The organism is Hyphobacterium lacteum, from assembly GCF_036330345.1.
GTDB classification, from domain to species: Bacteria; Pseudomonadota; Alphaproteobacteria; order Caulobacterales; family Maricaulaceae; genus Hyphobacterium; species Hyphobacterium lacteum.
On the sequence record NZ_JAZDRP010000002.1, the window covers coordinates 430,968 to 457,371 of the forward strand.

16 protein-coding genes are annotated in these 26,404 nt (G+C 60.2%); 6 read left to right on the forward strand and 10 right to left on the reverse strand.

All coding sequences use genetic code 11. From position 1 onward, the window contains the following. Positions 1-65 precede the first annotated feature (65 nt). A complete protein-coding gene (locus tag V0U79_RS04645) occupies positions 66-1,271 on the forward strand; it encodes an NAD-dependent epimerase/dehydratase family protein (protein WP_330198304.1) in 1,206 nt (401 codons plus the stop codon). A 39-nt stretch (positions 1,272-1,310) separates the two neighbouring features. Here V0U79_RS04645 and argE read toward each other — a convergent pair whose 3' ends face one another. Next, positions 1,311-2,477 (reverse strand): acetylornithine deacetylase, encoded by a 1,167-nt coding sequence (gene argE / locus V0U79_RS04650; RefSeq protein ID WP_330198305.1) that lies wholly within the window; start codon positions 2,475-2,477, stop codon positions 1,311-1,313. Between the two features lie 127 nt (positions 2,478-2,604). Here argE and V0U79_RS04655 point away from each other — a divergent pair, with 127 nt between their 5' ends. Then, positions 2,605-4,092 (forward strand): TadE/TadG family type IV pilus assembly protein, encoded by a 1,488-nt coding sequence (locus V0U79_RS04655; protein WP_330198306.1) that lies wholly within the window; start codon positions 2,605-2,607, stop codon positions 4,090-4,092. 97 nt (positions 4,093-4,189) lie between these two features. Then, positions 4,190-5,803 carry a pilus assembly protein TadG-related protein gene (locus V0U79_RS04660; protein WP_330198307.1) on the forward strand — a complete coding sequence of 538 codons (1,614 nt, stop codon included), beginning with the start codon at positions 4,190-4,192 and terminating at the stop codon, positions 5,801-5,803. Here V0U79_RS04660 and V0U79_RS04665 read toward each other — a convergent pair. The 4 genes from V0U79_RS04665 to V0U79_RS04680 all read right to left on the reverse strand — a co-directional run bounded on the left by V0U79_RS04665 (position 5,800) and on the right by V0U79_RS04680 (position 11,890). Then, positions 5,800-6,423, reverse strand: coding sequence for an FKBP-type peptidyl-prolyl cis-trans isomerase (locus tag V0U79_RS04665; RefSeq protein WP_330198308.1), 624 nt, complete (start codon positions 6,421-6,423; stop codon positions 5,800-5,802). The genes V0U79_RS04660 and V0U79_RS04665 overlap by 4 nt on opposite strands. A gap of 34 nt (positions 6,424-6,457) precedes the next feature. Beyond that, positions 6,458-6,967, reverse strand: coding sequence for an SRPBCC family protein (locus tag V0U79_RS04670; protein ID WP_330198309.1), 510 nt, complete (start codon positions 6,965-6,967; stop codon positions 6,458-6,460). Positions 6,968-7,066: 99 nt separating this feature from the next. Then, positions 7,067-9,946, reverse strand: coding sequence for a M16 family metallopeptidase (locus V0U79_RS04675; RefSeq protein WP_330198310.1), 2,880 nt, complete (start codon positions 9,944-9,946; stop codon positions 7,067-7,069). 84 nt (positions 9,947-10,030) lie between these two features. Further along, a complete protein-coding gene (locus V0U79_RS04680; protein ID WP_330198311.1) occupies positions 10,031-11,890 on the reverse strand; it encodes an ABC transporter ATP-binding protein in 1,860 nt (619 codons plus the stop codon). Positions 11,891-12,036: 146 nt separating this feature from the next. Between V0U79_RS04680 and V0U79_RS04685 the strand changes: the two genes are divergently transcribed. Further along, positions 12,037-13,932, forward strand: coding sequence for a PAS domain-containing sensor histidine kinase (locus V0U79_RS04685; protein WP_330198312.1), 1,896 nt, complete (start codon positions 12,037-12,039; stop codon positions 13,930-13,932). Here V0U79_RS04685 and V0U79_RS04690 read toward each other — a convergent pair. The 4 genes from V0U79_RS04690 to V0U79_RS04705 all read right to left on the reverse strand — a co-directional run bounded on the left by V0U79_RS04690 (position 13,929) and on the right by V0U79_RS04705 (position 18,876). Beyond that, positions 13,929-14,861, reverse strand: a complete 933-nt coding sequence (locus V0U79_RS04690) for an acyl-CoA desaturase (RefSeq protein WP_330198313.1) — start codon at positions 14,859-14,861, stop codon at positions 13,929-13,931. The two genes, V0U79_RS04685 and V0U79_RS04690, sit on opposite strands and share 4 nt — an antisense overlap. 137 nt (positions 14,862-14,998) lie before the next feature. Beyond that, entirely contained in the window at positions 14,999-16,897 is a 1,899-nt protein-coding gene (locus V0U79_RS04695) for a polysaccharide biosynthesis protein (RefSeq protein ID WP_330198314.1), read from the reverse strand. A gap of 84 nt (positions 16,898-16,981) precedes the next feature. Next, the gene (locus V0U79_RS04700; protein ID WP_330198315.1) at positions 16,982-17,509 is read right to left on the reverse strand and encodes a DsrE family protein; all 528 of its coding nucleotides are present in this window, start codon (positions 17,507-17,509) and stop codon (positions 16,982-16,984) included. Continuing rightward, entirely contained in the window at positions 17,506-18,876 is a 1,371-nt protein-coding gene (locus V0U79_RS04705; RefSeq protein WP_330198316.1) for a spinster family MFS transporter, read from the reverse strand. Before V0U79_RS04705 ends, V0U79_RS04700 begins: the two co-directional genes overlap by 4 nt. A 265-nt stretch (positions 18,877-19,141) precedes the next feature. On the opposite strand from V0U79_RS04705, the gene V0U79_RS04710 reads away from it, so the two are divergent. Together V0U79_RS04710 and V0U79_RS04715 are read left to right on the forward strand one after the other, a co-directional pair. After that, positions 19,142-20,848 (forward strand): autotransporter assembly complex protein TamA, encoded by a 1,707-nt coding sequence (locus V0U79_RS04710; protein ID WP_330198317.1) that lies wholly within the window; start codon positions 19,142-19,144, stop codon positions 20,846-20,848. Further along, complete coding sequence (locus V0U79_RS04715) at positions 20,845-24,771, forward strand: translocation/assembly module TamB domain-containing protein (protein ID WP_330198318.1); 3,927 nt, start codon at positions 20,845-20,847, stop codon at positions 24,769-24,771. The genes V0U79_RS04710 and V0U79_RS04715 overlap by 4 nt, the downstream gene beginning before the upstream one ends. Here V0U79_RS04715 and V0U79_RS04720 read toward each other — a convergent pair. After that, positions 24,768-26,366 carry an AMP-binding protein gene (locus V0U79_RS04720; RefSeq protein WP_373696443.1) on the reverse strand — a complete coding sequence of 533 codons (1,599 nt, stop codon included), beginning with the start codon at positions 26,364-26,366 and terminating at the stop codon, positions 24,768-24,770. The two genes, V0U79_RS04715 and V0U79_RS04720, sit on opposite strands and share 4 nt — an antisense overlap. Between the last annotated feature and the right edge of the window lie 38 nt (positions 26,367-26,404).

The window sequence follows — 26,404 nt, forward strand, 5'->3', positions numbered from 1 at the left end:
GTCATCAGGCTTTCACCTTGCGAGAAGGCACAAAATTTGAGCTCCGAACAGTCCAGGTGTGTAAAATGAAAGTGATCGTACTCGGCGGCGACGGTTTTTGTGGCTGGCCTACAGCCCTTCACCTGTCCAATCTCGGCCATGACATTGTCATCGTCGACAATCTTTCACGCCGCAAGATTGACGTTGAACTTGAAGTCAATTCGCTGACACCCATCCGGCCGATGAGTGAGCGGCTGGCGGCCTGGCAGGAAGTCTCCGGCAAGGAGATCCGCTTTGTCGATCTGTGTGTCGGCAAGGACTACCAGGAACTTCTTGATCTCCTGAATTCGGAACGTCCGGACGCGATCGTGCATTTTGCCGAGCAACGCGCCGCCCCGTATTCGATGAAGACCGCCCGCCACAAGCGCTACACTGTCGATAACAATCTGAATGCCACCAATGATGTGCTGGCCGCCATCGTCGAGTCCGGCCTCGACATCCACCTTGTCCACCTCGGCACGATGGGCGTCTATGGTTATGGCACCGCCGGCATGAAAATCCCCGAAGGCTATCTGCGCGTGACCGTCGATACGCCTGTGGGTCCGGTCGAGCAGGATATCCTCTACCCGGCCAATCCGGGCTCGATCTATCACATGACGAAGACGCAGGACGCGCTCTTCTTCCATTTCTACAATAAGAATGACGGGGTGAAGATCACCGACCTTCACCAGGGCATTGTCTGGGGTACGCAGACCGCCGAGACCCGCAAGGACGAGCGCCTGATCAACCGGTTCGACTATGATGGCGATTATGGAACGGTGCTGAATCGCTTCCTGATGCAGGCCGCCATTGGTCATCCGCTGACGGTACACGGAACCGGCGGCCAGACCCGCGCCTTCATCCACATCCAGGACACGGTGCATTGTATCGAACTGGCGTTGAAGAACCGACCGCAACCGGGTGACCGGGTGCACATCATGAACCAGATGACCGAGACCCACCGCGTCCGGGAACTGGCCGATCTGATCTCCCAGATGACGGGCGTCGAAATTGCCAATCTGCCGAATCCGCGCAACGAAGCTGACGAGAACGATCTTCACGTCGAGAACGAGACCTTCCTCTCACTCGGCCTGAAGCCGATCACGCTGGAAGCTGGTCTGCTGGAAGAAGTCTCCGAGATCGCGAAGAAATACGCGGACCGCTGCAACAAGTCGAAAGTCGTCTCGGTATCCTACTGGAACAAGGACCGTGAGGCCGCCCAGAAGGATTCCAAGCTGAAAGCGGTTTCCTAGGACGCGTCTTAACCGGGCCGGACCACCGGCCCGGCGGGATCATTTATCCATCAGGAATGATGGCAGCTTGTTGAGGAAGCCCAGACAGGCTTCCAGCTGTGAAATGTCGACGAATTCATCCGGCTTGTGTGCCTGTTCGATGTAGCCCGGGCCACATACAACGGTCGACAGGCCTGCCGACTGGAACTGCCCGGCCTCGGTGCCGAACGAGACATATCGCTTCGCATTGTCACCGGTCAGACGCCGCGCCAACTCCTCTGCTGCACCATTGTCTTCGGGCCTCAGGGGCGGTGCATCGGAGCGCTGGAACACCTCGACCCGCGCTTCGGGCGCATGGCGGCGCATCTTTTCCTGCACTGCGGCCGCACGCCGGCGCAGCTCCGCACCAACTTCGCGGGCATCATCCCAGGGCGCGGGGCGCATCAGGCTTCCAAAGCTTGCCTTGCGCGCCAGGATGTTCAGCGCCGTCCCGCCGCTCATTTCGCCAATCGTGATGGTCCCATAGGGAGGCTCGAACGGACTATCCGCCGGAGCCGCCGCCTTCCAGGCGTCCGCGGCATCGACGAGGTATTGCATCAGCGGCACAGCATGGGTGACAGCGCACGCCCCGTCCTCGACTTTTGAGGAATGGGCTTCCAGACCTTCGACCACGACTTCGACCGAATACAAGCCTTTGTGACCAGTGACGACTTTCATGCCCGTCGGCTCGCCAATGATGGCAATGGCCGGCTGCGGGCCGGATGCCGTCATTTCGCGGATCATGTCAGGGGCGCCCAGACACCCCACTTCCTCGTCATAGGAGAATGCGAAATGCACCGGCCGGTCGAGATCGAGCCGCGCATAATCCTCGGCCGCCACGAGTGCGCAGGCGATAAAGCCTTTCATGTCGCACGTGCCGCGTCCGAAGAGCCGGCCGTTCATCTCGATCATCTCGAACGGATCACTGGACCAGTCCTGATCATCGACCGGCACCACATCGGTATGCCCGGACAGCACAACGCCGCCATCCGTATCAGGGCCAAGAATGGCGTGCAGATTAGCCTTGTTGTGCGTGGCATCACTGGTGCGGAAACAACGCGCACCCAGGGCGGTCAGGCGGTCTTCAAGATAACCGATCAGCTGCAGATTGCTGTCGCGCGATACCGTCGCCATTGCGATCAGATCGGCAAGGCAGGCTTTCACCTTGTTCAGCGACTGGGCGGTCAATGGCAGACTCCTGAAACTCTGCCATCACTAGCCCGGCGTTAACTCGCGGGAAACCCATAATTTCCATGGGATTTTAATACTTCCCGGTCAGTTTCCGCCACTCTTTGGTGAATGTGAGGTTAGGCCGTTGGTTCGGTTTTCGGAATTCCTTTCGCGCGTCCTGCGTGCCAGGGACGGCAATGTCGCGACCTTCTTTGCCATTGCCCTGGTTCCGATTGCCGTGCTCGCCGGCGGAGCGCTGGACTTTTCCCAGGCCATGAATGCCCGCGGGCGGCTGGCAGAGGCGCTCGACGCAGCCGCACTGGCTGTCGGTTCAGACGATTCGCTTGCCGGTGAATCAGCGTCGCAGCTGGCGATGGAATTCATCGAGGCCAATTATCCCCAGGGGGAAATCGGCGACGTCCAGAATGTCGTCGTCTCTGTCGATGAGGAGTCCGGTCAGGTCACAATCACCGGTTCGTCCCGGGTTCAGACCATTCTGCTGGGCATTATCGGCATGCAGTATATCGACGTCGACTGGACCAGTGTAGTCGTACGGGCCCAGAACGCGCTGGAACTGGTCATGGTACTCGACAATACCGGATCCATGAGCGGCACGAAAATCAGGGCCCTCAGGGACGCGGCTTTGACGCTCAATGACTTGTTACACGACAGCGTCACCAATCCGGATGACCTCCGCATTGGCCTCGTCCCTTTCGCCGCCAGCGTGAATGTCGGCACCGGGTTTGAACGCGTCTGGTGGCTGGATGCCGATGCAGAGCATCCGCTTCATTCGGAATGGTTCGAGCCTGCCGCCAATCGATGGGATTTGTTCGACACTTTGAGCGGTGTCGAATGGGAAGGCTGCGTCGAAGCCCGCGAAATGCCGATGGACATTGATGACACACCGCCAAACCTTGGCGATCCGGATACGCTCTTCCTTCCATTTTTTGCGCCAGACGAACCGGACGTCGGACGGTTCGGCAACAACTATCTCGATGACGGGCTGCGCAACGGCAATCCGGTCACCCTTCTGATGAATTCGGACAAATACTGGGGCCAACGCCCCAATCGGGGCGGCCCGAATGATGGTTGTACCACCACGCCGATCACACCGCTGACGAGCAGCCGCTCGGAAATTGACGCCGCCTTGAGCGCCATGAATGCCAGAGGCACCACGAATATTCCGATGGGCGTCAGCTGGGGTATCCGCGTGATTTCGCCTCAGGAACCCTTCACGGAGGGCACGCCTTATGACGAGCCGAACACGATCAAGGCGATGATTATCCTGACCGATGGCGAAAACGTAATCCCGACCGCCGGCGCGCCCCTGCACAGTGAATATACATCCTATGGCTATCTCACGACGGGACGGATGGGCATAACGTCTGCCAGCCGGGTGCAGGCAAACCGCGCGATGAACGACCGCACGGAGCTGGCCTGCGAATATGCACGGTCCCAGGGCATCCGGATCTATACGATCACCTTTGGCACGGTCGATGCCGACACTGAAGCCCTGATGGAGGGCTGTGCCTCGCACCCCAGCCTCTACTTCAACAGCCCGACACCGGAATCCCTGCAGCAAGCCTTCGAGCTGATTGCGGGCGATCTGTCCAATCTCCGCATTTCGCGCTGACATCGCGAAATCTTAAGGTTCGGGAAACCGTGTCTTTCCACCCGAATTTAAGAGGTTTGCGTCATGGTCCGCGCAAGAATTGATTGGGGTGGATCACATGCGTGCAGTTCTCTCAAATCTGGGCCGTTTTCTCCGGGCCAAAGGCGGAAATGTCGCGACAATCTTCTCGCTGGCCCTGATGCCGATTGCCGTCATGGGTGGCGGAGCGATCGATTTCGCCCAGGCCATGAATGCGCGCGGCCGCCTGGCGGAGGCCTTCGATGCTGCTGCATTGGCCGTTGGTTCCCAGACCAGCCTGTCCACCCAGGACGCCGAACGCGTCGCCCTCGAATATATCGAAGCCAATTACCCTGCTCATGAAATCGGCACGGTCCAAGCGGTCACCGTAAATATGGATGCGGCCAGCGGCACCGTCATCGTATCCGGCCAGTCGCGCGTCAACACAACGCTCCTGGGCCTGGTGGGTATGGATTATATCGAAGTGGACTGGACCAGCGAGGTCCAGCGGGCTCACCAGAATCTCGAACTGGTCATGGTGCTCGACAATACAGGCTCCATGGGCGGCTCACGGATCCAGTCCTTGCGGAGCGCCGCAGAGATGCTGACCGATATTCTCTATGATGGCGCACGCGATCCCGATGATGTGATGGTCGGCCTCGTGCCGTTCGCCGCCACCGTGAATGTCGGCCGCCAGTATGAACGCGAATGGTGGCTGGATCCTTATGGCGAAAACCCGATCCATATGGAGTGGGCGGGCGACAATAATATGGGACACGGCAATGATGCCGATGGCTGTGACGATCCCAATCCCGGCCTGGGACAAGGCCCGGGCAATGGCCGCGGCCAGCGCGACCCGAACAGCCCGGAATGCAACAATGAGAGCGCGGCCCAGTCGCACTGGGACCTCTATGACATGCTGGCCAATGAATCCTGGGACGGCTGCGTGGAAGCCCGCGCTCTGCCTTATGATATCGAGGATGTGGAACCGTCGCGCTCGCGTCCGGAAACCCTCTTCGTGCCCTTCTTCGCGCCGGATGAGCCGGATAACGGGAATTTCCGGAACAGCTATTTGAGCGATGGCCGCGGCTTGAACGGCCTGCTGCAGATCATGAGCAGTCTTGACCGTTACGATGGCGGCCGTGTCTCGCGCGGCGGGCCCAATTCTGGCTGCACGACGACGCCGGTCACACCAATGACCAATGACCGCCGTACCGTCCAGGATGCCATTTCCGCCATGGGTGCCAGCGGCAATACAAACATCCCGAACGGGATTTCCTGGGGTATCCGTCTTCTGTCACCACAGGAGCCGTTTACGGAAGGCGCCGCCTATGACGACCGGGATACGGTCAAGGCCATGGTGATCCTGACCGATGGCGACAATGTCCTCAGCGGTCACAACTCGGCACTGATGTCGCGCTACAATGCCTACGGATATATCGCGGACGGTCGGCTTGGTGTCCGGACCTCGTCCAGCAGCCGGCTTTCGGATGCGCTGGATGAACGCACAGCCGCCGCTTGCGTCTATGCCCGGCAACAGGGGATCCGCGTCTATACCATCACCTTCCAGGTCAGATCGCAAAGCACACGCGAGCTGATGGAGGCCTGCGCATCGCATCCCAGCCTTTATTTCGACAGCCCGTCGAACGAGGCCCTGCAGCAGACTTTCGAGGTGATCGCCGGTGATCTCAGCAATCTGCGGCTGACGCGCTAGTCCGCGCAGCCGCCCTCTTCCCGCGACGGCAGGCAGATCAGTTCCATTCGGAAATAAAGCGTCTCGCTAGGGCCAATCGGGCCGCCCGGCGTGCCGCGTTCTCCATACGCAAGATCCGGCGGGATGAAGAGTTCCCATTCCTCGCCGGTGCGCATCAGTCCCAGCGCCTCGACCCAGCCCGCGATCAGCCGGCCAGACGGAAACTCTGCCGGTGCACCACGCTCATAGGAAGAATCAAACGTCTGCCCGTGAATGTCCTGTCCATCATAATGGACGCGGACCAGCTCACCGCCTTCGGGCGTCAATCCCTCTTCGCCGGCGGCCCGCAAAATCCGGAAATTGAGACCGGAAGGTAGCTCATAGACACAGGGCTGCAGGCTCATCCGCTCTATGAACAGGGCGCCATAGACCTCATTGCGCTGGGCCTGCGTCGGATTGCCGCCAAACTCCGGCTGGCCGACATCCAGCATCGGCTCATCGGCGAAATCCTCGACATGACACTGACGGGCAGCCGCGACCACCGACAGGGCGTCGTCCGGGTCTTCAGGCATCGGGCGGGTTGCGGGTGCACTGCTGCAGGCCGACAATGTCAGGATTCCGGTCAGGACAAGCGCGCGCATCTTGATCTCCTCGATTTTTCGCCGCGATGGCAGCCTATTCGGCTGCCGGCGTCAATGCATCCGACATGGCGGAGAGCACCAGCGGCCAATTGCGTTGGAAATAGGCATAGGCGTCGTCCCATTCCCCGCCCTCGCCCCATCCGGTATGGGTGATGGTCACCGATGTGGTGGTGTCACTGACAGGTATGATTTCAATCGTCAGCGGCGTCAGATAGGGACGGACGTCCGGCATATAGGGCGGCAAGGCCCAGGTGATGGTCAACATCCGGTTTTCCTGGAAACCGAGGATTGTCGTACCCTCGGATCCGCGCTGCCCTTCGGGCGCATCCGGCAGGAAATAGACCTCGTAGGCCCCGCCGGGCCGCAGATCGATATTCGAAGCGGGCGCAAAAAAGGACAGACCGTCCTCCGTCGTCCACATGTCCCAGATCGTCCCGGGACTGGCCTCGACCTCGACCGAAGCAACGATGATCCGGTCGGTTGCCGCAGCGGCAAACGGCAGGCTCGCAAAAGCGGCCAAGGCCGCCACCAGAACGCGGAACATGAAACTCACCCTGTCAGCTATGCTGTCCCTGACGCTAGCCCAGCAACCGGGAAGCGGCGAGCAAAAACTTTGGGTCGAGGACAGCTGATCTAAATAGGTTTAGCGGTCTTCATTCGGCACAATGCTGACCCGGTACGCCGTTTCTGGCGACAGATATTCCTGTGCAGCCGCGATGATTTCCTCCAGCGAAATGTCCGAATAGTCACCGGTAATGGTGCGAATCCGGTCGAGGCGTTCGGGGTGTTCCCAGGAGTTTGTCAGCCAGGCCATCCAGACCCCGTTGCTTTCAAACGCATTCTGGATCTGCTCCTGAAGCGGCCGCCGTGCCCGGAGCAATTCATCATCGGTGATCTCGCCATTCGCCATGTCGGCGGCGATCAGGTCGATGGCCTCATACACAGGCTCGACATTCTCGACCCGGATATCGGCACCGACATAAAGATATCCATAGCCCGGATGGTAGAAGCTCTCGACATTCGAGGACGCCGCCGAATAGGTGAAAGCCTCCCCTTCCCGCAGACGTTCAGTCAGCTTCAGATCGAGCACGGCCCGGAGAAGGCGCAGCGTCCTCGTCCGGCGGATATCGGTGTCATCGGTCGTGGGCCAGTACACATTGACCAACGCCTGGTCGGCACCGCCATTGTGGGTAAGGGTGATGGGCGTTTCAGTCGGCGCCGGGAACACGACATTGCGGTTCTCTTCATATTCCGGCCAGTCGTCCGCGCGTTCGGGAAGAGCGCCGAGCGTTGCCGCGAGAGCCGTCAGTACGTCACTCTCGTTGAAATCCCCCACAATGGTGACCTCAATCGGCGCGCGCTCCAGAGCCGGCGACAGGAAGTCACGGACATCGTCAAGGTCGACCGCAAAGGCTTCCTCCATGGAGGGCACGCCATAGCGGTCATCTCCGGATCGCAGCATGCGCGCGACATCACGGGCGCGGACACCAGCCGGCGTCGATCCCAGATTGCGGAGATATTCCGGCATCTGAGCGCGGAATTGCGCGAGACTTTCTTCACGGTAGCCGGGCGACGTCATGTAGGCGGCGATCAGTTGCATCTGCAAGCTGAAATCGGCCGGTGTCGTCGATGATGAAAAGGAAAATGAGCCGGTATTGACGCTGAAACTGCCGCTCACATTCCGGCCAGCCAGAATGCGCTGCAATTCATCAACCGAATGCGCTTCCAGACCACCAGAGGCGAAAACATTTCCCGCAACCGTATCGACAACCGGAACATTTCGCGGCTCCAGATCACCCCGGCCAAAGCTCACATTCACGCGGATCACATCATTTTCGAAATCCGTCTGTTTCAGCGTCACACGGACACCGTTTTCGAAAACAATCCGTGTCAGACCGAGGTCTTCGATGTCACTGCGCCGGGCGATTTCACCCGACGGGCCAAAATCCTCATAGGCCCAGGCAACAAGCTCGCTCTCTTCCATGGCTTCGACCGGCGTCGCGGCGCTGTTCTCCCAGACCTCCGCCACCCGCTCTTCGGCATTCTCCAGGTCCAGCGATGTCGCCAGGAAGACCAGCGGTCCATTACCATCCCATTGCGCGCGGAACGCCGCATTCACAGCCTCCAGCGTCACCCGGTCCTCTAGCGAATTGTAGCGCTCAAGTGCCGACGAAGGATGACTGAAGACCGACCCATATCGCCAGGCTGACCACAGGGCATCCGCAAGACCGGAAGAGCTACGCGTATCGGCTTGCTCTACAGACGTCTCCAGACTGGTGCGGACATTGGCCAGTTGCTCGTCAAGCTCCGCCTGCGTGAAACCATGCTCGAGCGCCCGCCGCAATTCCTGCTCGGCAAGCGCCAGGCCTTCTTCCCATGCATCGGGTTGGGCAACCGCCAATACGGTCGCGCGCGCAGCAAAACCGTAATCTTCCGTCGTATAGCTGGCGCCACCCTGAATAAGAGGGGAGGTGCCAGAATTGATGATCGTCGAGAACCGGCGGGTCAGAATGGCGGCGCCCAGCGAATCCAGCAGCGATGCGAACCGCGCGTCTGCGGTATCCGGCTCGATTTCATCAGGATGAACCGATTCAATGGTCAGCACGGTGTAGAACTCGGGATCGTGGAAATAGCCGGTGTCAAAGCCACGGTCAGGGTCAATCTCGCCCGCGACAATTTCCGGGGCCTCTGCATCCGTCGGCTGCCAGTCCGAAAATCGCTCGATCAGACTTGCTTCCATCGCGTCCACATCCACATCACCGACGATCGAGATGAAGGCGCGCTCGGGCGTATAGTACATGTCGTAATAGCGGGCGAAAGCCTCGCGCGGCGCTGAGGAAATGACATCCGGCAAACCGATCGCATCGCGCTCCGCGATCAGCGAACCCGGATAGCGGAACTCTGCCAGAGCATTGCTCCAGCGGCGGATCGGCGTGTTCCTGACCCGCTCCTCGGACAGGATGATATCCCGTTCCCGGTCGATCGCCTCGATATCCAGCGTCAGGTTTGATGCGGTTTCACGCATCAGGAACAGGCCGGTATCCATCGTCTCCGCATCGGTCTCCGGCATGTCGAGCTGATAGACAACATATTCGCGGCTGGTTCCGGCATTCGTATCCGGTCCGAACTCCAGGCCGAACCGTTCCAGAAGCGCGACCATCTCGCCCTCCGGCACATTCTCGGATCCGTTAAAGGCCATATGCTCGATGAAGTGGGCCAGCCCCCGCTGATCCTCGGCCTCGACCATGGATCCGACATCCAGGGCCATCCGGATAGACGCGGTATTCGGCGGTGTTTGGTTCCGCATGATCGCGTAGCGAAGGCCGTTTTCCAACTCGCCATAACGGACCGCGGGATCAGGCGCGATATCGCTGTTATCATGAGCAAATCCACCAGTCGATACTTCGACCGTGCTGCCGCCTTGCGGGGCCTCGACACAGGCCGCCGGCGTCAGGACCAGAAGCGCGGCAAAGGCCAGCTTTTGCGGCGTGGACATCAGAATGGATGGCAGGCTGCGGAACATGTCGATACCCCATACGGAATGGATGGGCGGCAACCTATCGGCACCGCTCTGTCAAACGAAATGAAATATAGGTCAGGAACCAAGCTAGGCCGGATCGGCTTCGAGTACAGCCTCGATAGGATCGTGTTCGGCCACCAGATGACCGGGCTCCACCTCGATCAGCTGCGGCCGGTATTGCTCGGCGCCTTCATCGTCCACCAATCTGGACTTCAGGAAGCGCAATTGGGCTCGCGGGTCCATTGGCGAGGGTAAGTCACCTTCCAGCTTCAACCGCTCCCGCGTTTTCTCTACCGCCGGATCCGGAATCGGGACCGCCGAGATGAGCGCCTGGGTATAGGGGTGACGCGCATCATCATAGATCTGCTGGCGGTCAGCCAGTTCGACGACACGGCCCAGATAAAGCACCATGACCCGGTGCGAAACTTCGCGAACCACCGAAAGGTCGTGCGAAATGAAGATCATCGACAGATCCATCTCCTTCTGGAGATTGATCAGCAAATCGATAATCTGGGCCTGGATCGAAACATCCAGAGCCGAGACCGCCTCATCGCAAATGACCAGTTTCGGGCCCAGGATCATGGCCCGGGCAATACCGACACGCTGGTTCTGACCACCCGACAATTCATGCGGATACCGGTTGATCATGTTCGGATCGAGCCCGACCTTGACCATCATCTCCCGAACCCGGTCCTGCCGCTGCGAGCGGTTGAGACGGTTTTCATAGGTCAGCAATGGTTCAGCGATCGATGCGCCGACTGTCATCCGCGGATCGAGCGACGCCAGCGGGTCCTGGAAGACGATCTGGAGGTCGCGGCGTGACTTGCGCAGCATGCGCTGGCTCGAACGGGTCAGATCACGGCCCAGCCAGGCCACACTGCCCTGTGTTGCCGGAACAAGTTGCAAGACAGCGCGAGCAAGGGTCGACTTGCCGCAGCCGGACTCGCCCACCACACCAAGCGTCTCACCCTTGCGGAGGTTGAAAGAAACGCCGTCAACAGCCTTCAGAGGCTTTCGTTTCGGAAAAATTCCTCCACCGACAGTGATCGGGAAGTGGACCTTCACATCATCCACTTCAAGCAGTGGATCTTCTCCCGGCCGGTCGACATAAGCCGGCAATGCCGCATGCCCCGCCTTGTCCGGCTGGTCGATGCGCGGCATGGCGTCCAGGAGCATCCGTGAATAGTCATGGCTCGGCTCGTGGAAAATCTTATCAACGGTGCCGCTCTCGACATACTCGCCATGCCGCATCACTTCGACGCGATCCGCCATACGCGCCACGACACCCATATCGTGGGTGATCAGCGCAATGGCTGCGCCGGTTTCGCGCTTCAGATCGTCCATGATGTCGAGGACCTGCGCCTGAACCGTCACATCCAGAGCCGTCGTCGGCTCGTCAGCGATCAGGAGATCCGGCTCGCACAACATGGACATGGCGATCATGACGCGCTGGCGCATGCCGCCTGATAATTCATGCGGGTATTGCTTCAAGCGCCGCCCGGCCTCGGGGATACGCACCCTTTCCAGCCAGTCCAGGGCCCGCTTGTCAGCTGCCGCACCGGTCAGCTTCATATGTTTTTTCAGGACTTCGCGCATCTGGTCGCCAACACGCATATGCGGTGTCAGAGACGTCAGCGGGTCCTGGAAGATCATCGTCATCGACTTGCCGCGGATCCGATTCAGCTTCCCGGCAGAGAGATTGAGAATCTCCTGACCGCGATATTTGATCGAACCCGTTGCACGGCCATTCGAAGCCAGGAGACCCATCGCCGCAAGGAATGTCTGGCTCTTGCCCGACCCTGACTCACCGACCACGGCAAGGCATTCACCCGGATTGATCGACAGGTTGATACCCCGCACGGCCTCTACCTCGCCATCCGGCGTGGTGAAGGTCACCGCGAGGTCCTTGACCGACAGGATGGGGCTCGAATTGTCAGAACTGGGCACGCAAACTTCCTTCCGGCTGTCCGGGAGAGGATAATAATCATCGCTGATTTGACCAGTGCCGGACACAGACGCCTTGCACTTTGCACCATGGGGTTACTTGGCATGCGGCTCCGCCTATCATGCCAGACGATTCGATACGGTGTTTCATGACATCAAAGCCATCCCCGCCAGAGCCGTATTCGGCAGACGCACAGCAAATGTTCGTCGATGCGCTCGATTCCAGCGGAGAAACCGCCTGGCGGCTCGATTTTGCATCTATGACGCTTGAGGTCGCGGGACCGTCGGTACCGGAAATGTTCGGGATCAGAAGCCGCACCCACCAGATGCCGATGAGCGAATGGAGGGCTCGGCTAACTCCGGAAAGCGTGCCCCGTTGCGAGGCCTGCCTGGCGGATCTCAAAGCCTGGGGTATCGGAAGCACCGAACTGACATTTGTCGCCGCAAATGGACGTGAAATCGTCCTGTTGGATCGCGGGCGCGTCACCCGTCGACAAGAAGGCGGCGAACCGCAGGTGGCGACCGGGCTTTTCACGGACATGACCGAACAGCGTGCGCTGGAACGCCGCTTTGATGAGGTCGGCGCGTTTTTGACGGCGGCCATGGAAGCGGCCGATCTCGCGACATGGCGTTTTGACTTCGCGAGGAATATTGCTGTCATCGATGGACCATTGATGCGCCACATCCAGATGGAAACCGATGCCAGGGGAGAGGTAACAGGCGAACACTGGTCGAGCTTCGCTCATCCGGAGGATCTGGATGAAATCATTCGCGGAATGCAGGCCATGGCCGACGGAAGGACATCGTCAGTCGATGTCATTTACCGCCTTCGCGACGACAAGGGCGCCTGGCGCTGGATTCATTCTTTCGGGCGTGTGACCCGGCATACACCGGACGGCAAGGGGCTTCTGGCCGTCGGCATCCTGAAAGACGAGACCGAGAACGTCCGCCTCCGCGAACAACTCGAGGCCTCAAAAGGCTATTTCGAGACGATTGTGCGCAAGGCTCCGGCAATGATCCACCAGACCGACGGTGACGGCACGATCATGAGTGTCAGCGATTTCTGGCTTCAATTCATGGGCTATGAACGCGGCGAGGTGATCGGCCGCAATTCGGCAGAATTCCTCACACCGGAGTCGAAAATCTATGCCGAAACGCACGCTTTTCCCGAATTCCTGCGCAAGGGAGAAACGCGAAATGTGTCTGTCCGGTTCCGCAAGAAGAACGGCGAAGTCTTCGACGCGCTTTTCAATGGGCGGCTGATCAAGAACCCCGCCTTCGGGGAGACGCACGGAATTGCGGTGATCAGTGATGTGAGCCAATTACGGAAGGCTTTTCGCAACCTCGAAAGGTCCAATCGGGAACTCGACCGTTTCGCAACGGTGGCATCGCATGATCTGCAGGAACCCTTGAGAAAAATCGGTGCATTCGCGCACCTGCTTCGCAGCCGTCATTCCGCCGCGCTGGATGATGACGGGATCAGCTGTCTCGATTTCCTGCTCGATGCCGCAAATCGCATGCAGGACATGATCGACAGTCTTCTGGAATATTCCCAGATCGAGGTCCGGCCCCTGCGCCCCCAACCCATATCGATGATCGAAATTGTCGACGAAGTCCGCCATCGGCTCGCTGACCGGATTAAGGATTCCGGCGCAGTCATAAAAGTGGCTGGGGATGATGCACTCGAGGCGGATCGTTTCCTGTTGGGTCAGATTCTCCAGAACCTGATTTCCAATGCAATCAAGTACCGGTCGGACCGTGATCCGGAAATCCTGATCCACCTTTCGGTGAACAGGGCGCAGTTCGAACTGACCGTCACGGATAACGGTATCGGATTCGATCCGAAGTTTGCCGATCAGGTTTTTGAACCCTTCCGCCGGCTGCACCCGCGGGGTGAATTCGACGGTGCCGGCATCGGCCTGGCCATCGTACGCCAGGCCGTGGACCGTCAGGGCGGCGCCGTTTCGGTGGAAAGTCAGCAGGGCAAAGGAACGATGTTTGCCATCACCCTGCCATGTTCCAAAGGTGACGAGGCGGCCGCTTAGGCCCGGACCGCCGCGGGCTCCGGCAGAAATTGCGGAGCGATCTTCAGGTCACGCGCCAGCTTGAGCTTGGTCAGCACCAGAAGGGCCGTTCCGTTATAGTCCACAATCCGGTTCCAGATACCACGCTTGGGCAGATGCAGAGCGCTACGCGGAAAATCATGATGGTGGCCGTGAAGCGCTTCGCCACCGGTCAGGAAGGCCAGCACATAGTCAAACCAGCGAGGCGTTTTCAGGTGACCGAAGACATTCACCCCGAGCGTCGTTGCATGGAACTGGATCCCGCGTCCGATCACGAGGGCCGCATGCAAGATGGCGATCAGCACGATCGGACCACCCAGCGCCCAGGTCACTGCATAGGCAATCAGTGGCAGCACCAGATGAGCCAGCAGATAAAGCCAGATGAAGTGTTTGTCGTGAAAGACCACAGCCTTGTAGCGTTCCAGCCACCGCGCCATCGGACGCTCCAAATCAGCTTCATCGCGCCAAAGCAACCAGCCAACCCACGCCCACAACTTGCTTTCATGGGGATTATGCGGATCACCTGCGCGGTCGGACCAGTGATGGTGCTGGGTGTGATAATTCACCCAGTCCTTCACCCGGCCCTGCATCGCGATGACACAATTGATGACCACCATGACTTGCGCTGGTGCTGACAGGTAACCGGCACGGTGCTGCCAAATCCGGTGCAGAGGACCGATACCCATATTGCAGATGAAGATCGCAAAGGCGGTTGTGGCAATCGCCAGCGGTGCATACCACCAGTGAAGTTGCACGCTTTCCAGCGCCAGGCCGAGGATGACCGCAACAAGAAGCGTCGTCACGCCCAAGGCAGGGTAGGCAATCGCAGAAAACACGCTCGGCCAATCAAGCGTCTTCCATGATTTGAGGATGGCTTCCGAGCGGGCGATGATAGAATCGTCAGGCGTCATCAATGTCGTCCTTGTGTGGCTCCGGTCACTGACCGGGTTTATGCGAAATTTGTGTATAGAGGGTTTGCCGGTTCGACGGTTTTTGACAAGAGGCTGAATACTGTCCGTATACGCACTATTGCCGAATTCGATTGCAATTACTGCTGTTTAGATATTTCAGAATTTGTCCGGATACGCCGGACCTCGGCATGAATTCGATCTGACAGCTCCACTGAACTCTTCGACTTTGAATACGCCACAAGGGCTTCAACGTCTTTTAGCGAGAAGCGGCTGTTGGGATTTGGCTTAACCTTTTGAAGGCCGTCGAGGACGGACAGGAGCGCCTCTCCTTCATCGACCAGGTCTTCACGGAGCTTTTCCCCGGGGCGCAAACCAATCGTCTCGATCTCGATATCGGATTCCTTGCCAGCCGGGGCGCAAAGCTCGATCAGCCGCTGTGCCATATCCATGATCTTCACAGGCTCGCCCATATCCAGCACATAGACGGCGGGTTCACCACCATTCTTCGCGGCCTCGATCGTCGCATGCAGCACCAGCTGCACAGCCTCGGGCACCGTCATGAAATATCGTTCCATGTCTGGATGGGTAATGGTGACTGGTCCTCCGGACTCGATCTGCGAGCGGAAGATCGGGACAACAGAGCCATTCGAACCCAGAACATTACCGAACCGGACCACGCCAAATCGCGTTGAGCCAGGCTCGTCCTCGGCCATCTTGTGGATCACACCTTCAGCAAGACGCTTGGCGGCCCCCATGATGTTGACGGGCTCGACAGCCTTGTCGGTCGAGATCAACACCATTTGCGAGACGCCAAACTCCCGGGCCGCCTTGGCGACATTTGCCGTACCCAGCACATTTGTCTCGACAGCCTGGCGGGGGTGATCTTCCATCAGCGAAACATGCTTCAGGGCCGCCGCATGAAAAATCACTTCAGGCCGGGTTGCGCTGATCGCTTCGCGAATGGCACGGCCATCGCGGATATCCCGCAACAAGGCCCGCCGTTTAACCGAGGTAAAGCGCTCGGATATCTCCCGATCAATGTCAAACAGCGGCGTCTCCGCCAGATCCAGCATGATCAGTTCCGAACAACCCAGCGCCGCAGCCTGCCGGCACAGCTCAGACCCGATTGTGCCGCCCGCACCGGTGACCATAACGCGGCGATTCCGGAAGCCCGAGCGCAACGGGTCCAATGGCAGATTGACTGGCGCCCGGGAAAGAAGGTCTTCCAGTCGCAGCTTTCGCAAACGGAAGCGCCGATGATCACTTTCCGACAATTCTGCCGTTCGCGGCAGCGTCAGAATGCGGACATCCCGCTTGCGCAAACGCGCGATCGCGCCGCGGTCGAGTCCGGTCAATGATGCCGGTGGCGTGGTGAAAACCAGGGCAAACCCGCTATCGCCGCCATCTGTCTGTGCATCGACAATGGACTCAAGCACGCGGGTGCTTCCGAGGACACGGACGCCTCGAATGCCCTGCCCCATCATGCTGTCATCGTCGAGAACGATACCGGCAGGCACATAGCCAAAGTCCTGCCGGTCCACCACTTCACGCAGCGTTGCGTCGACATCGGCAGGATTGCCGATCAGGACCATGCGCGGAAGGCCTTCGTGGACATCCTTCACCGGCAAGGGCAACAGCAATTCGGTCAGCCTTTGCTCCCGTACAGCGCGAACCGCCGTACGCACCAGCATCATGCTGCCGGTCGCGAGCATCCAGGTGAAACCATAGAATTCTCCGGGACCCATCGCTGACGGCAAAAGGAAATAGTCGATCAGGGCGAGCCCGAGGGTGGCGAAAAGCGCGACCTGAACAATGCGAAGCAGATCGGGCGGCGAAACGTACCGCCATGAATGCCGATAAACCCGCGCAGGCAACTGCACCGCCACGATCAACCCAGCGAAGATCAGCGCATTCAACGCCCAGGCGACCGCCCCCCCGGCCGGCCAGCCATCTGATGAGGCCAGAAACCAGCCGCCCGTGAACGCAACCAGCGCAATCAATACGTCGATCAGCAGCTTGGTCGAAATTGTCAGCAAGAGAGCCCCCGCCCTACCTTTCCGTATCGTCAACGCGGCTCATGCGGACATCCCTCCGCTTCGCCCCAGAATCTCTGCAGCCCGTCAGAACGGATTCAGCGTGTATCCGCGCTGCTGCAATTGTGCATGAGCTGTCATGGCGGACAACGACATCGTAACGCCCGGCAGCAAATCCTCTGCGGTCACCTCATAATAGGCCGCTGACTGACCGCACACATATATTTCCACATTCTGCTCCAGCAGCGCCGCGATCAGACCCTCATTCGGGTTTTCTTCGCCTTCCGCCGGGTGTGTTACGTCCTGAACGGCACGGCCATGCAACACGATAGCGACATGAACATTGTCCGGGTCCACCCCGGCCCGGCCATGCATGTTAATGAAACGAGCTGCCGATGCCAATGTCCGGTTGAGCTGGGCATCCTCCGCAGGTGTGGCAGTGTCAAACGCGACCTGGAAGACCGCATCCGCCGCGATCGGGCTCGCCCCGGGCACTTCGGCAACCGGTCCGTAATCTGCAATCACCGGTCCCGTCGAAAACGCCGACGGCAAATCCTGAGCAGACACGGCGGCACCACTCAGTGCCACCGCCATCAAAACGCTTGCGAACTTCATCGTGCAGCCTCCCAGTCCTTGCTGACATGCCTTGCTGCCCACAGGAAGAGCAGACCGGCGGGAATAGACAGCGCCGCGATCGCCAGCAACGCAATGCGCAAAGCGCCCGATCCGTAGGTTTCCCGGAAGAAGTCGCTCAGCGCGCCAACAGCGAACGGTCCGATACCCAGCCCGATAATGTTGATGATGAAGAGCAATATGGCAGGAGCCATGGCGCGCATACTGGGCGGTACCAGATTCTGGACGACTGCCCAGACCGGACCATACCACATGGCGCCCAGCGCCGTCGCAGCGCCCAGAACAAGGAAAGCCAGTGTTCCCGGAGGAATTGAGAGCGAGACGTAATAGAGCGGCAAGCCGATCAGAATGCCGGCACCGGGAATGGCCACATAGGCCCCCAGGGAATTCTTGGAGAACCGGTCCGTCAGAAAACCACCGGCCAGAGTCCCGATGAAGCCGCCGCCGCCGATCACGAACGAGTAGGGAATGGCGGCATTGGCAAGCGCATCCTGCGGGGCAGACCCCGCCTCCATGGCCAGACGGATGAAATAGCTGAGCAGCCAGGGGAAAAGACCATAGCCCACCAGTGAAGCAATGGCGGCCGCAAAGGCAATCAGCCAGAAGGACGGCTTCTGGCCGAGTGTTCCGAGCACTTTCCAAACAGATGGCCGATTCACCGTTGCAGGCGCAACGTCATGCTGGCCTCGTGGTGGTTCCTTGATCGTAAGCTTCACAATTATGGCGAGGATCACGCCGGGAATACCGATCATCAGGAAGGGCACTCGCCACGCCTCATCGGCGCCGATTGCGGCCAGCCATCCAGGCGCACCATTGGTCTCATAGAAATCCACCACCCAGCGATAAAGGATTGCGGTGGTCAGAATGCCAAGAACCGATCCGATCGGAATGCCGAGCGAATAGATGGCCAGGGCACTCGACCGCTTTCGCGGCGGGACATAATCGGAAATCAGCGAATGCGCCGGCGGTGAACAACCAGCTTCGCCGATACCCACACCGACGCGCATCAGAACCAGCATGAAATAAGAATTCACCAGTCCGAAGAAGGCCGTGAAGGCGCTCCAAATAGCGAGCGATATCGAAATGATGGAGACACGGTTCCAGCGGTCCGCGAGAAATGCAATCGGGATACCGAGAATGGCATAGAGGAAGGCAAAGGCCGTTCCGGTCAGGACGCCAAGTTGCCAGTCCGCGAGTCCGAAATGCGCCCGGATCGGCTCCTGCATGACGCCGACAATCTGCCGATCGATGAAATTGAATGTGTAAACGACAAACAGCGTCAACACGACATAAGAGGAATAACCCGACCCTTCTTTCTCGGCCGGCCGGGCACTTGCTTGGTCCGTCATGATATCTCCCCGCGAAACCGCTGATGCGGCTTTTGGCGACACATTAGACCAACCAAAACTCCTGACAATCCGGCCTTGCGGGCAGATATCCGGCTTTGCTGCCATAACCTTTCAGATCCTTGGCAAATTGGTTGCACCGAATGGCCCTAAACACCTGTCGCAACACAATCCGGCCATATAGAGTGAATAGAGCGCGCCGTCTGGACAGCTGCGTTCCACAACTCTGTCCGGCATGCGCTCTTGGCATGTCTTATGGGACCTCTGGATGATCAGCCGGGTTTTGATCTTGCTTGTGTTCTTCGCCGCGCCCGCCTGGAGCGACGGTCCGCTGGCGCGCCTGGAAGGCATTCCCGATCCCGCGCTTGAATCAGCGCTCTATTCGGTTCTCGGCGAATCGAAGGCTGACGCTGACGATGATATCGCGCTGCGCCGGGACCTCCGCTCTGCCCGCGATCGCGCCATGCGTTTTCTTCGGGCAAGCGGATACTATGCCGCCGAGATAGACGCGGAAATCGGCGACGATCGCCAGCCGGTTCTGACTTTCAGGATCGGCCCGATTTTCACGCTGGGCGAAATGGACATCGAAACCGGTGCACCGGACTCCGACATCATCGTCGCCGAAGCGCTCGACCATCAGCTGCGCGAGGCGCTCACCGCTGATGGCGTGCTGGAAGCAGAAGCCATGGGTCTTGCGGCGCTCCGCAATGCAGGCTGGCCTGAAGCCCGGCCGCTGGAACGCTCCGTTGTCATCGACCATGCACGAACCGAGGGCGATGTGATCTTCCGGTATGCGCCGGGCCTTTTTACCCGGTTTGGCGGCGTCATTCTTCAGTCGGAAGGCTGGCGGCCCGGATACATCGCCCGCCTGGCTGGTCTTGATGAGGGCGAACCCGCCCGGTTTGACGCGCTGGAGGCCTTTGATGCCCGGCTGGAAGGGTTGGCCAGCGTTCGCGATGCGCAAGTCCGGCTAGGCAGCATTGACGGTGATCTCCGCCCCTTGCTCGTCGAGCTGGAACGAGCACCGCGCCATGCGGTTGAAGCGACACTGAGCGCCTCGACAACGGAAGGGGCGGGTATCGCCGCTGCCTGGTCGCGGCGAAATCTTTTTGGCGGAGACGAAACCCTGACCCTGTCGGCCGAACTGGCGACACTGACCCAGCTGCTCACTGCGGAACTTGCCATTCCCTACTGGCGGCGTCTGGACCAGCGGCTGATCATCACGTCCGGGCTCAGATCAGAAGATACCGATGCCTATCAACAGGATGAGATCGGCGCGGGCTTCAGCCTGTTCCGGGAGTTGACTGACGATCTCGACCTCAGACTTGGAGCCAATGGCGATTTCTCGCGGGTCACTGATGCGACCGGTGTGCGCGACATCACCTCGCTCCGTTTCAATTCGACCCTGGCCCTGGATCAGCGCGACGATCCGCTGGATCCGCATTCCGGAGTTCTCGCAGCGGTGATTGTGAATCCGGGCTTCAGTTTTGGCGACACCAGCGCAAACTATGTGCAGACCGAATTCCGTGGCAGCACCTATTACCCGTTTTCCGAGCACCTCTCTGCCGCGCTCCGCGTCCGTTTCGGCAGCATTATAGGAGCCAGCGCAAGCGAACTGGCCGCCGACCAGCGCTTCTATGCAGGAGGTGGCGGCTCCGCACGCGGATTCGAATACCAGTCCCTGTCTCCGACCGGCTCCAATGGCGCGCCCTTCGGAGGGCTCTCGGTAACCGAACTCAATGCCGAACTGCGCTGGCGCGGAGAGGGACGATGGGGCGCCGTTGCCTTTGTCGATACGGCTTTCGCCAGCGCCAGCCGCACACCGGATTTTGGCGATCTGAGAACCGGTGTGGGTCTGGGCCTGCGATATCATTTCGATTTCGCTCCGGTTCGTTTTGATGTCGCCACGCCGCTGGACCGGCGGTCAGGCGAAGACCCGGTCCATGTCTATATCAGCCTGGGTCAGGCCTTTTGATATTCGCTGCCCGCCCCCTTTTGCGTCTCTGGCTGATCCGCATCGGCATCGGGTGTGGCGCAACCCTGCTCGCGCTGCTGCTGTTTTTATGGGCAGCTACCGGACCGCTGGGGCGCTGGGCCGTCATGTCTCTGGCCGACGGGCGGAGCTTGCCGCGCGGTCTTGTCCTCGACATTGAAGGCTTGAGCGGAAATGTGCTCGCCCGGCCGCGGCTGGACCGGCTCATCCTGACTGATCAGGACGGCGAATTCATCACCATTGAAAATCTGGCCATCGACTGGGACGGTCTCGCTATCCTCGCCGGGCGAATTGATATCGATGAGCTCACGGCTGACCGGGTGGGTATTGCCCGTCAACCTGTCCTGGCCGCCAGCGATGGGGGTGGCGGTGGTCTGCCCCGTATCCGGATCGGCAGCATCAACATCGCTGAAATTGCGCTGGACGAACCGGTTCTCGGCGCGGCGGCCAGCATCTCGCTGGCCGGAGAAGCCCGGCTTCTCACCGGCGTTGTCTTCCGGGTAGAAGCGCTGCGCACCGATATCGAGGGAGATTACCTGACCGCCAGCGCAAGATGGGACGAGGCCGGCGACATCAGCGGATCTGCTGACCTGTTCATCTCTGGTGAAAGCCCGATTGCCGGCCTTCTCCGGCTGAACGGGCTGGATGCCCGGGTGACCGGACAGCTCAGGGGCCGTCCGGAGACCGGCAACATCATAGCAGCCCTGACCCTGGGCCAGTATGAGCCGGCTGAGATCACCGGCCAGTGGAATGATGGCCGTTGGACGGCCGGCATCGCCATCGACGGAAGGCAGATACCGGAAAATTATACCCTCCCCTTCGACGCGACATCGCAGGCCTTGCTGGCCGGTCAGATTTCGCCGCTCTCGCTGGCCTCGGCGAGGATTGATGGCGGTGACTGGAGTGCCGGTCTGATCCCGGTCTCAAACGGTTTGTTCGACGCCAACCTGTCCCTGTCGCCAGCCTTTCTGTCACTTTTCACAGGCTCGAATATCAGCCTGGGTCGGCTGAATTGGCGCGGCCAGATTGACCGGCGGGCCGGGCTGACCGCCGACGGCGTTGTCGAACTTGGATCATCGGAGATCGCCGGAACGAGGATTAACGGCATGGGCGGCGGTGTGACCCTGACGCGCCGCGATGGGGCCAATGCACTCTTTGCCGATCTGACCGCCAGCGGTCTGGCCCTGCCGCCGGCCTCACCCCTCCCTTCGCTGCCATGGCTCGGCCTGTCACTGGAAGCACGTCAGCAGGGCAACACGGTCAGCCTGACCGGTTTGACCATCAGCTCTGACCTTGTGAATGCCCAGGGCGAGCTCGATCTGGGAACGGCCTCGCAGGAGCTGGCCGGCGCGCTGGCAATAGAGATGAGTGATGTCTCGGCGATCTCGGAAATTGTCAGCGGCCCTGTTCAGGCAGAGGTGGACATCACAAGTCTGTCGGCGTCCGGCGCGCGCTTGCGGGCCAATCTCGACGGAGCCGGTTTGTCCTGGCAGGACGCCACGCTCGAAAATCTGCTGACCGCGGCGCGCCTTTCCGGACAGATCGAGACGGACTTCAATAGCTGGCAGGTGCGGGACCTTCGCCTGCGATCAACCGGCGTTCTGGTGAACGGAAACGTCAGCGGCGAGGCGGCCAGCTTCACAGCCGGTCTCGACGCAGCCGTCAGCGGCGATATCGCCCTTGAGACCGTGCAGATCGGCGGTGGAGCGGCCATCGCGCTTCAGCTGACCAGCGAGAACGGCACAATGAACGGAATGGGCGTGATCTCGACACCCAGGCTGGCCGTATCGGGACAGGAATTCACGGACCCCAGATTGGGTATCGATTTTACGCTGCTTGCCGATCGTCAGCAGGCAGAATGGCAAGCCGAGAGCGGCACGCGCTTCGGACCATTGGTCGCGACGGGAAATTTCGATCGGCATTCCGGCGGAATGGTTCTGGAGGTTGTATCCGGCCAGCTCGGCCAGCGCGCCTTCACCGGGGACGTTGCCGTTGAGCCGGAGCGGCTGACGGCGAACCTGACCGGCGAGGACTGGGCGCTGGGCGATGGAAATGTTTCCCGGCTTGCCGTGCATGCAATTCAGGAAGACGGGGCCTGGCAGTTTACAGCTGAAGCCGGCGGCGGGCTGCGTCATGATTTCACGCTGTCAGCCACAGCTGCTCTGGCAGAGGGTCAGCTTTCAGCGGAATTTGACGGGCTCTGGAATGAGACAATCATCCGGACCCGCGAACCGCTGACCTACAGCCTTTCCGGGGACACGCCGGGCCTGCTCGCCCGCCTCAGGGTCGGCACGGGCCGGGCCAATATCCGCTGGACCGCCGAGGACCAGTTCCGGGTTCGCCTGGAGGATTTGCCCGCCGATCTGTTTGTCTCCGCTTTCCCATTGCCGGAATTGTCGGGCATGATTGCCGCGGACGTCACCTTCCGGGATCGGCAGGGACAATGGTCCGGGGAAGTCTCCGCGACGGCCACAGATTTGCACATCACACAATTTGCTCAGGCCGCTCCGGTCACGATAGAGGTGGCCGGAAGCCTCGATGGTTCGCTCGATCTTCAGCTCCGCCTCACCGGCGATGATCTTGCCGGTTCCGCGCACCTGGTTCGCGCCGGACGGATTTCCGATCTGGGCCAGCTGCGGGAAGATGCGCCGATCTCGGGCTCGATTTCGATGAACGGGGCCATAGAGCCCGTCCTTACGCTTGTCCTGCCGGATACCCGCCATCTGGCGGGTCATCTGAGCGCCGACCTGGCGGTTTCGGGTAGCGTTTTTCAGCCCCGCTTGCGCGGCGCGACACGATTGGAAAACGGGCGTTACCTGTCTGAAGAACTTGGCGTCAGTATTGACGCCATCACCGCAGCGGCGACCTTCGATTATGGCCGCTTGAGGCTCGACAGTTTTTCGGCGCGCGATCAGCGTGGCGGCACGCTCGCCGGCAGGGGTGAAGCCCGCCTGGGCGAAAGCGGCTGGCAGGCAGAAACACACCTTGAGTTTTCAGACTTCAATGCCGTCCGCCGTCCCGATCTCAGCGTCATTGCAAGCGGCGGCGCCGAGATCACGCTCGGAGGAGACGGTATTTCTATTACCGGCGAAGCCGAGCTGGAGCGAATTGATGCCCGTCCGCCAGATGCTTCGGCCGCCTCCTTTGCAGAAATCGAGGTCACCGAAATTAACCGCCCCGATGGCCGGAATGGCCATCAGCGCAGCCGCATCCCGGTATCGCTCGACTACAGGATCAATGCGCCCGGCAACATCTTCATTTCCGGCGAGCCCTTTTCGACCGAATGGCGCGGTAGCTGGCATGTCCGGGGTTCGCCAACCGACCTTGATATTACCGGCGACGCCAATCTGATTTCCGGCCGGGCCTTCCTGCTCAACCGGGCTTTCCGCATGGAGGAAGGCCGCGTCACCCTGTCCGGGTCTCCGCGCTCGGCCGAAATCGATCTGCTGGCGGTCCACACCCGCGATAACCTGACGGTCAATGCCCGGCTGACAGGCCCCGCAACGTCACCTTCCCTGACACTGTCCAGCGATCCCGCCCTTCCCCAGGATGAAATTCTGGCGCGCCTACTGTTTGACCAGAATGCCAGCCAGCTCAGCCCGATGCAGACCGCCACCATCGCGGCCCAGCTCTCCGGGCAGAATCTGTTCGGGATCATCGGAAGTCTGCGCCGCGCCGCTGGCCTCGACCGGCTCGACTTTGATACGACCAGCGACGGCCAGCTGATCGCCACGGCCGGGCAACAGCTGACAGAAGATGTCTATCTGGAGCTCGAAAGCCGTGGCACCAGCCTGTCCTCGGCCCGGCTCGAATGGACGCTGACGCCGGACTTCACCCTGCTCTCGCGGCTGACCGGCGACACCGACGCCTCCATCGCCCTGCGCTGGCGGACCGAGTTCGACTAGGCTCGCAAGCGGAAGCGCTGGATCTTTCCGGTCTGGGTTTTCGGCAGGGCTTCAGTGAAATGAACCGCACGCGGATATTTGTAGGGCGCGATCGTCAGCTTGACGAAATCCTGCAACTCCTTGGCCATTTCCTCGCCAGCCAGCAGTGGCTGTTTCAGAACCACATGCGCAGCGACGATGGTTCCTCTTTCCTCACAGGGCTGGCCAACCACAGCACACTCGGCGACTGCCTCATGCATCAACAGGGCCTGCTCCACTTCGGGTCCGGCGATATTGTAACCGGAGGCAACAATCAGATCGTCGGCCCGGCTGACATACCAGAAATACCCGTCGGCATCGCGGCGATAGAGATCGCCGGTAATGTTCCAGCCTGACTTCACATAGACTTTCTGGCGTTCGTCCGAGAGGTAGAGACAGCCGGTCGGCCCGCGAACCGCCAGCTTGCCGATCTCTCCGTCGGGAACCGGCTGCCCGTCCTCACCGATCACCTTGGCCCCATAGCCGGGAACCGCCTTTCCGGTAGCACCCGGGCGGATGTCTTTGCCCGTCGCGGAGATGAAAATATGGATCATCTCGGTCGCGCCGATACCGTCCACCAGACCGATGCCGGTCGCCTCTTTCCAGGCGCGCCAGGTCGCTTCCGGCAGATGTTCGCCGGCCGAAACCCCGCCCTTAAGGGATGACAGATCATAGGACGGCTTCAGGCCAATCATGGCGCGATAGCCGGTGGGCGCGGTGAATGTGTGGGTTACACCAAACCGCTGGATGGTGTCGCAGAGCGCTTCGAAACCCGGCTTCATCGGCAGGGCAACGGCAATCCCCGCCCGCGCCGGAAACACCACGAACGCGCCCAGTCCGAAAGTGAAGGCAAAGGGTGGTGTCCCCGCATAGATGTCACCCTCTTCCGGCTCCAGCATAGCGCCAAATGTATCAGCCATGGCCAGCACGGCACGATGGAAATGCGCGCAGGCCTTGGGTTCGCCCGTTGTGCCTGACGTAAACGCCAGCAGCGCGACATCATCTGCTGCTGTATCGCACGCGGCGAAGTCGGCAGGCTTGCCCGCCATCAGCCCGCCGGTTTCCTGATCGGCCCCCAGAAGAGCGATACGTTCAAGACCACTGCCCTTTTCCATCGATTTTTCGACGGCTTCCTTGAGCGGGGCGGCGCTGAGCGCCAGCCGGATTTTCGCCTTCGCAACGATCTTGGTGATTTCCGGTTCACGCAGTAGCGGCATGGTCATGACCGCAATTCCGCCAGCCTTCAGCAAGCCATACCACGCCACCATCAGATCAATGGAATTGCCGCCATGGATCAGCACGCGCTCGCCGGTGACCAGACCCAGATCGTCAATCAGCGCATGCGCAAGCCGGTTCGCCTCGGCATTCAGTTCGGCATAGGTGAGTGTTCGGGCTTCATTATAGACCGCAACGCGATCTCCCCAGCCCTTCGCGATCGCACCGTCCAGCAGTTCGCTCGCGGCATTCAGCCTCTCCGGATATTGAACAGCCGGAATATCAAACCGGAAACCCGGCCAGTCGCTTTCTTCAGGCAGGCTGTCGCGCGCAAAACCGTCCGCATAGCCTGTCGGCGCCATCGGCATGGCCTGTCTCCCCATTTGTTGCGCGGCCCGCT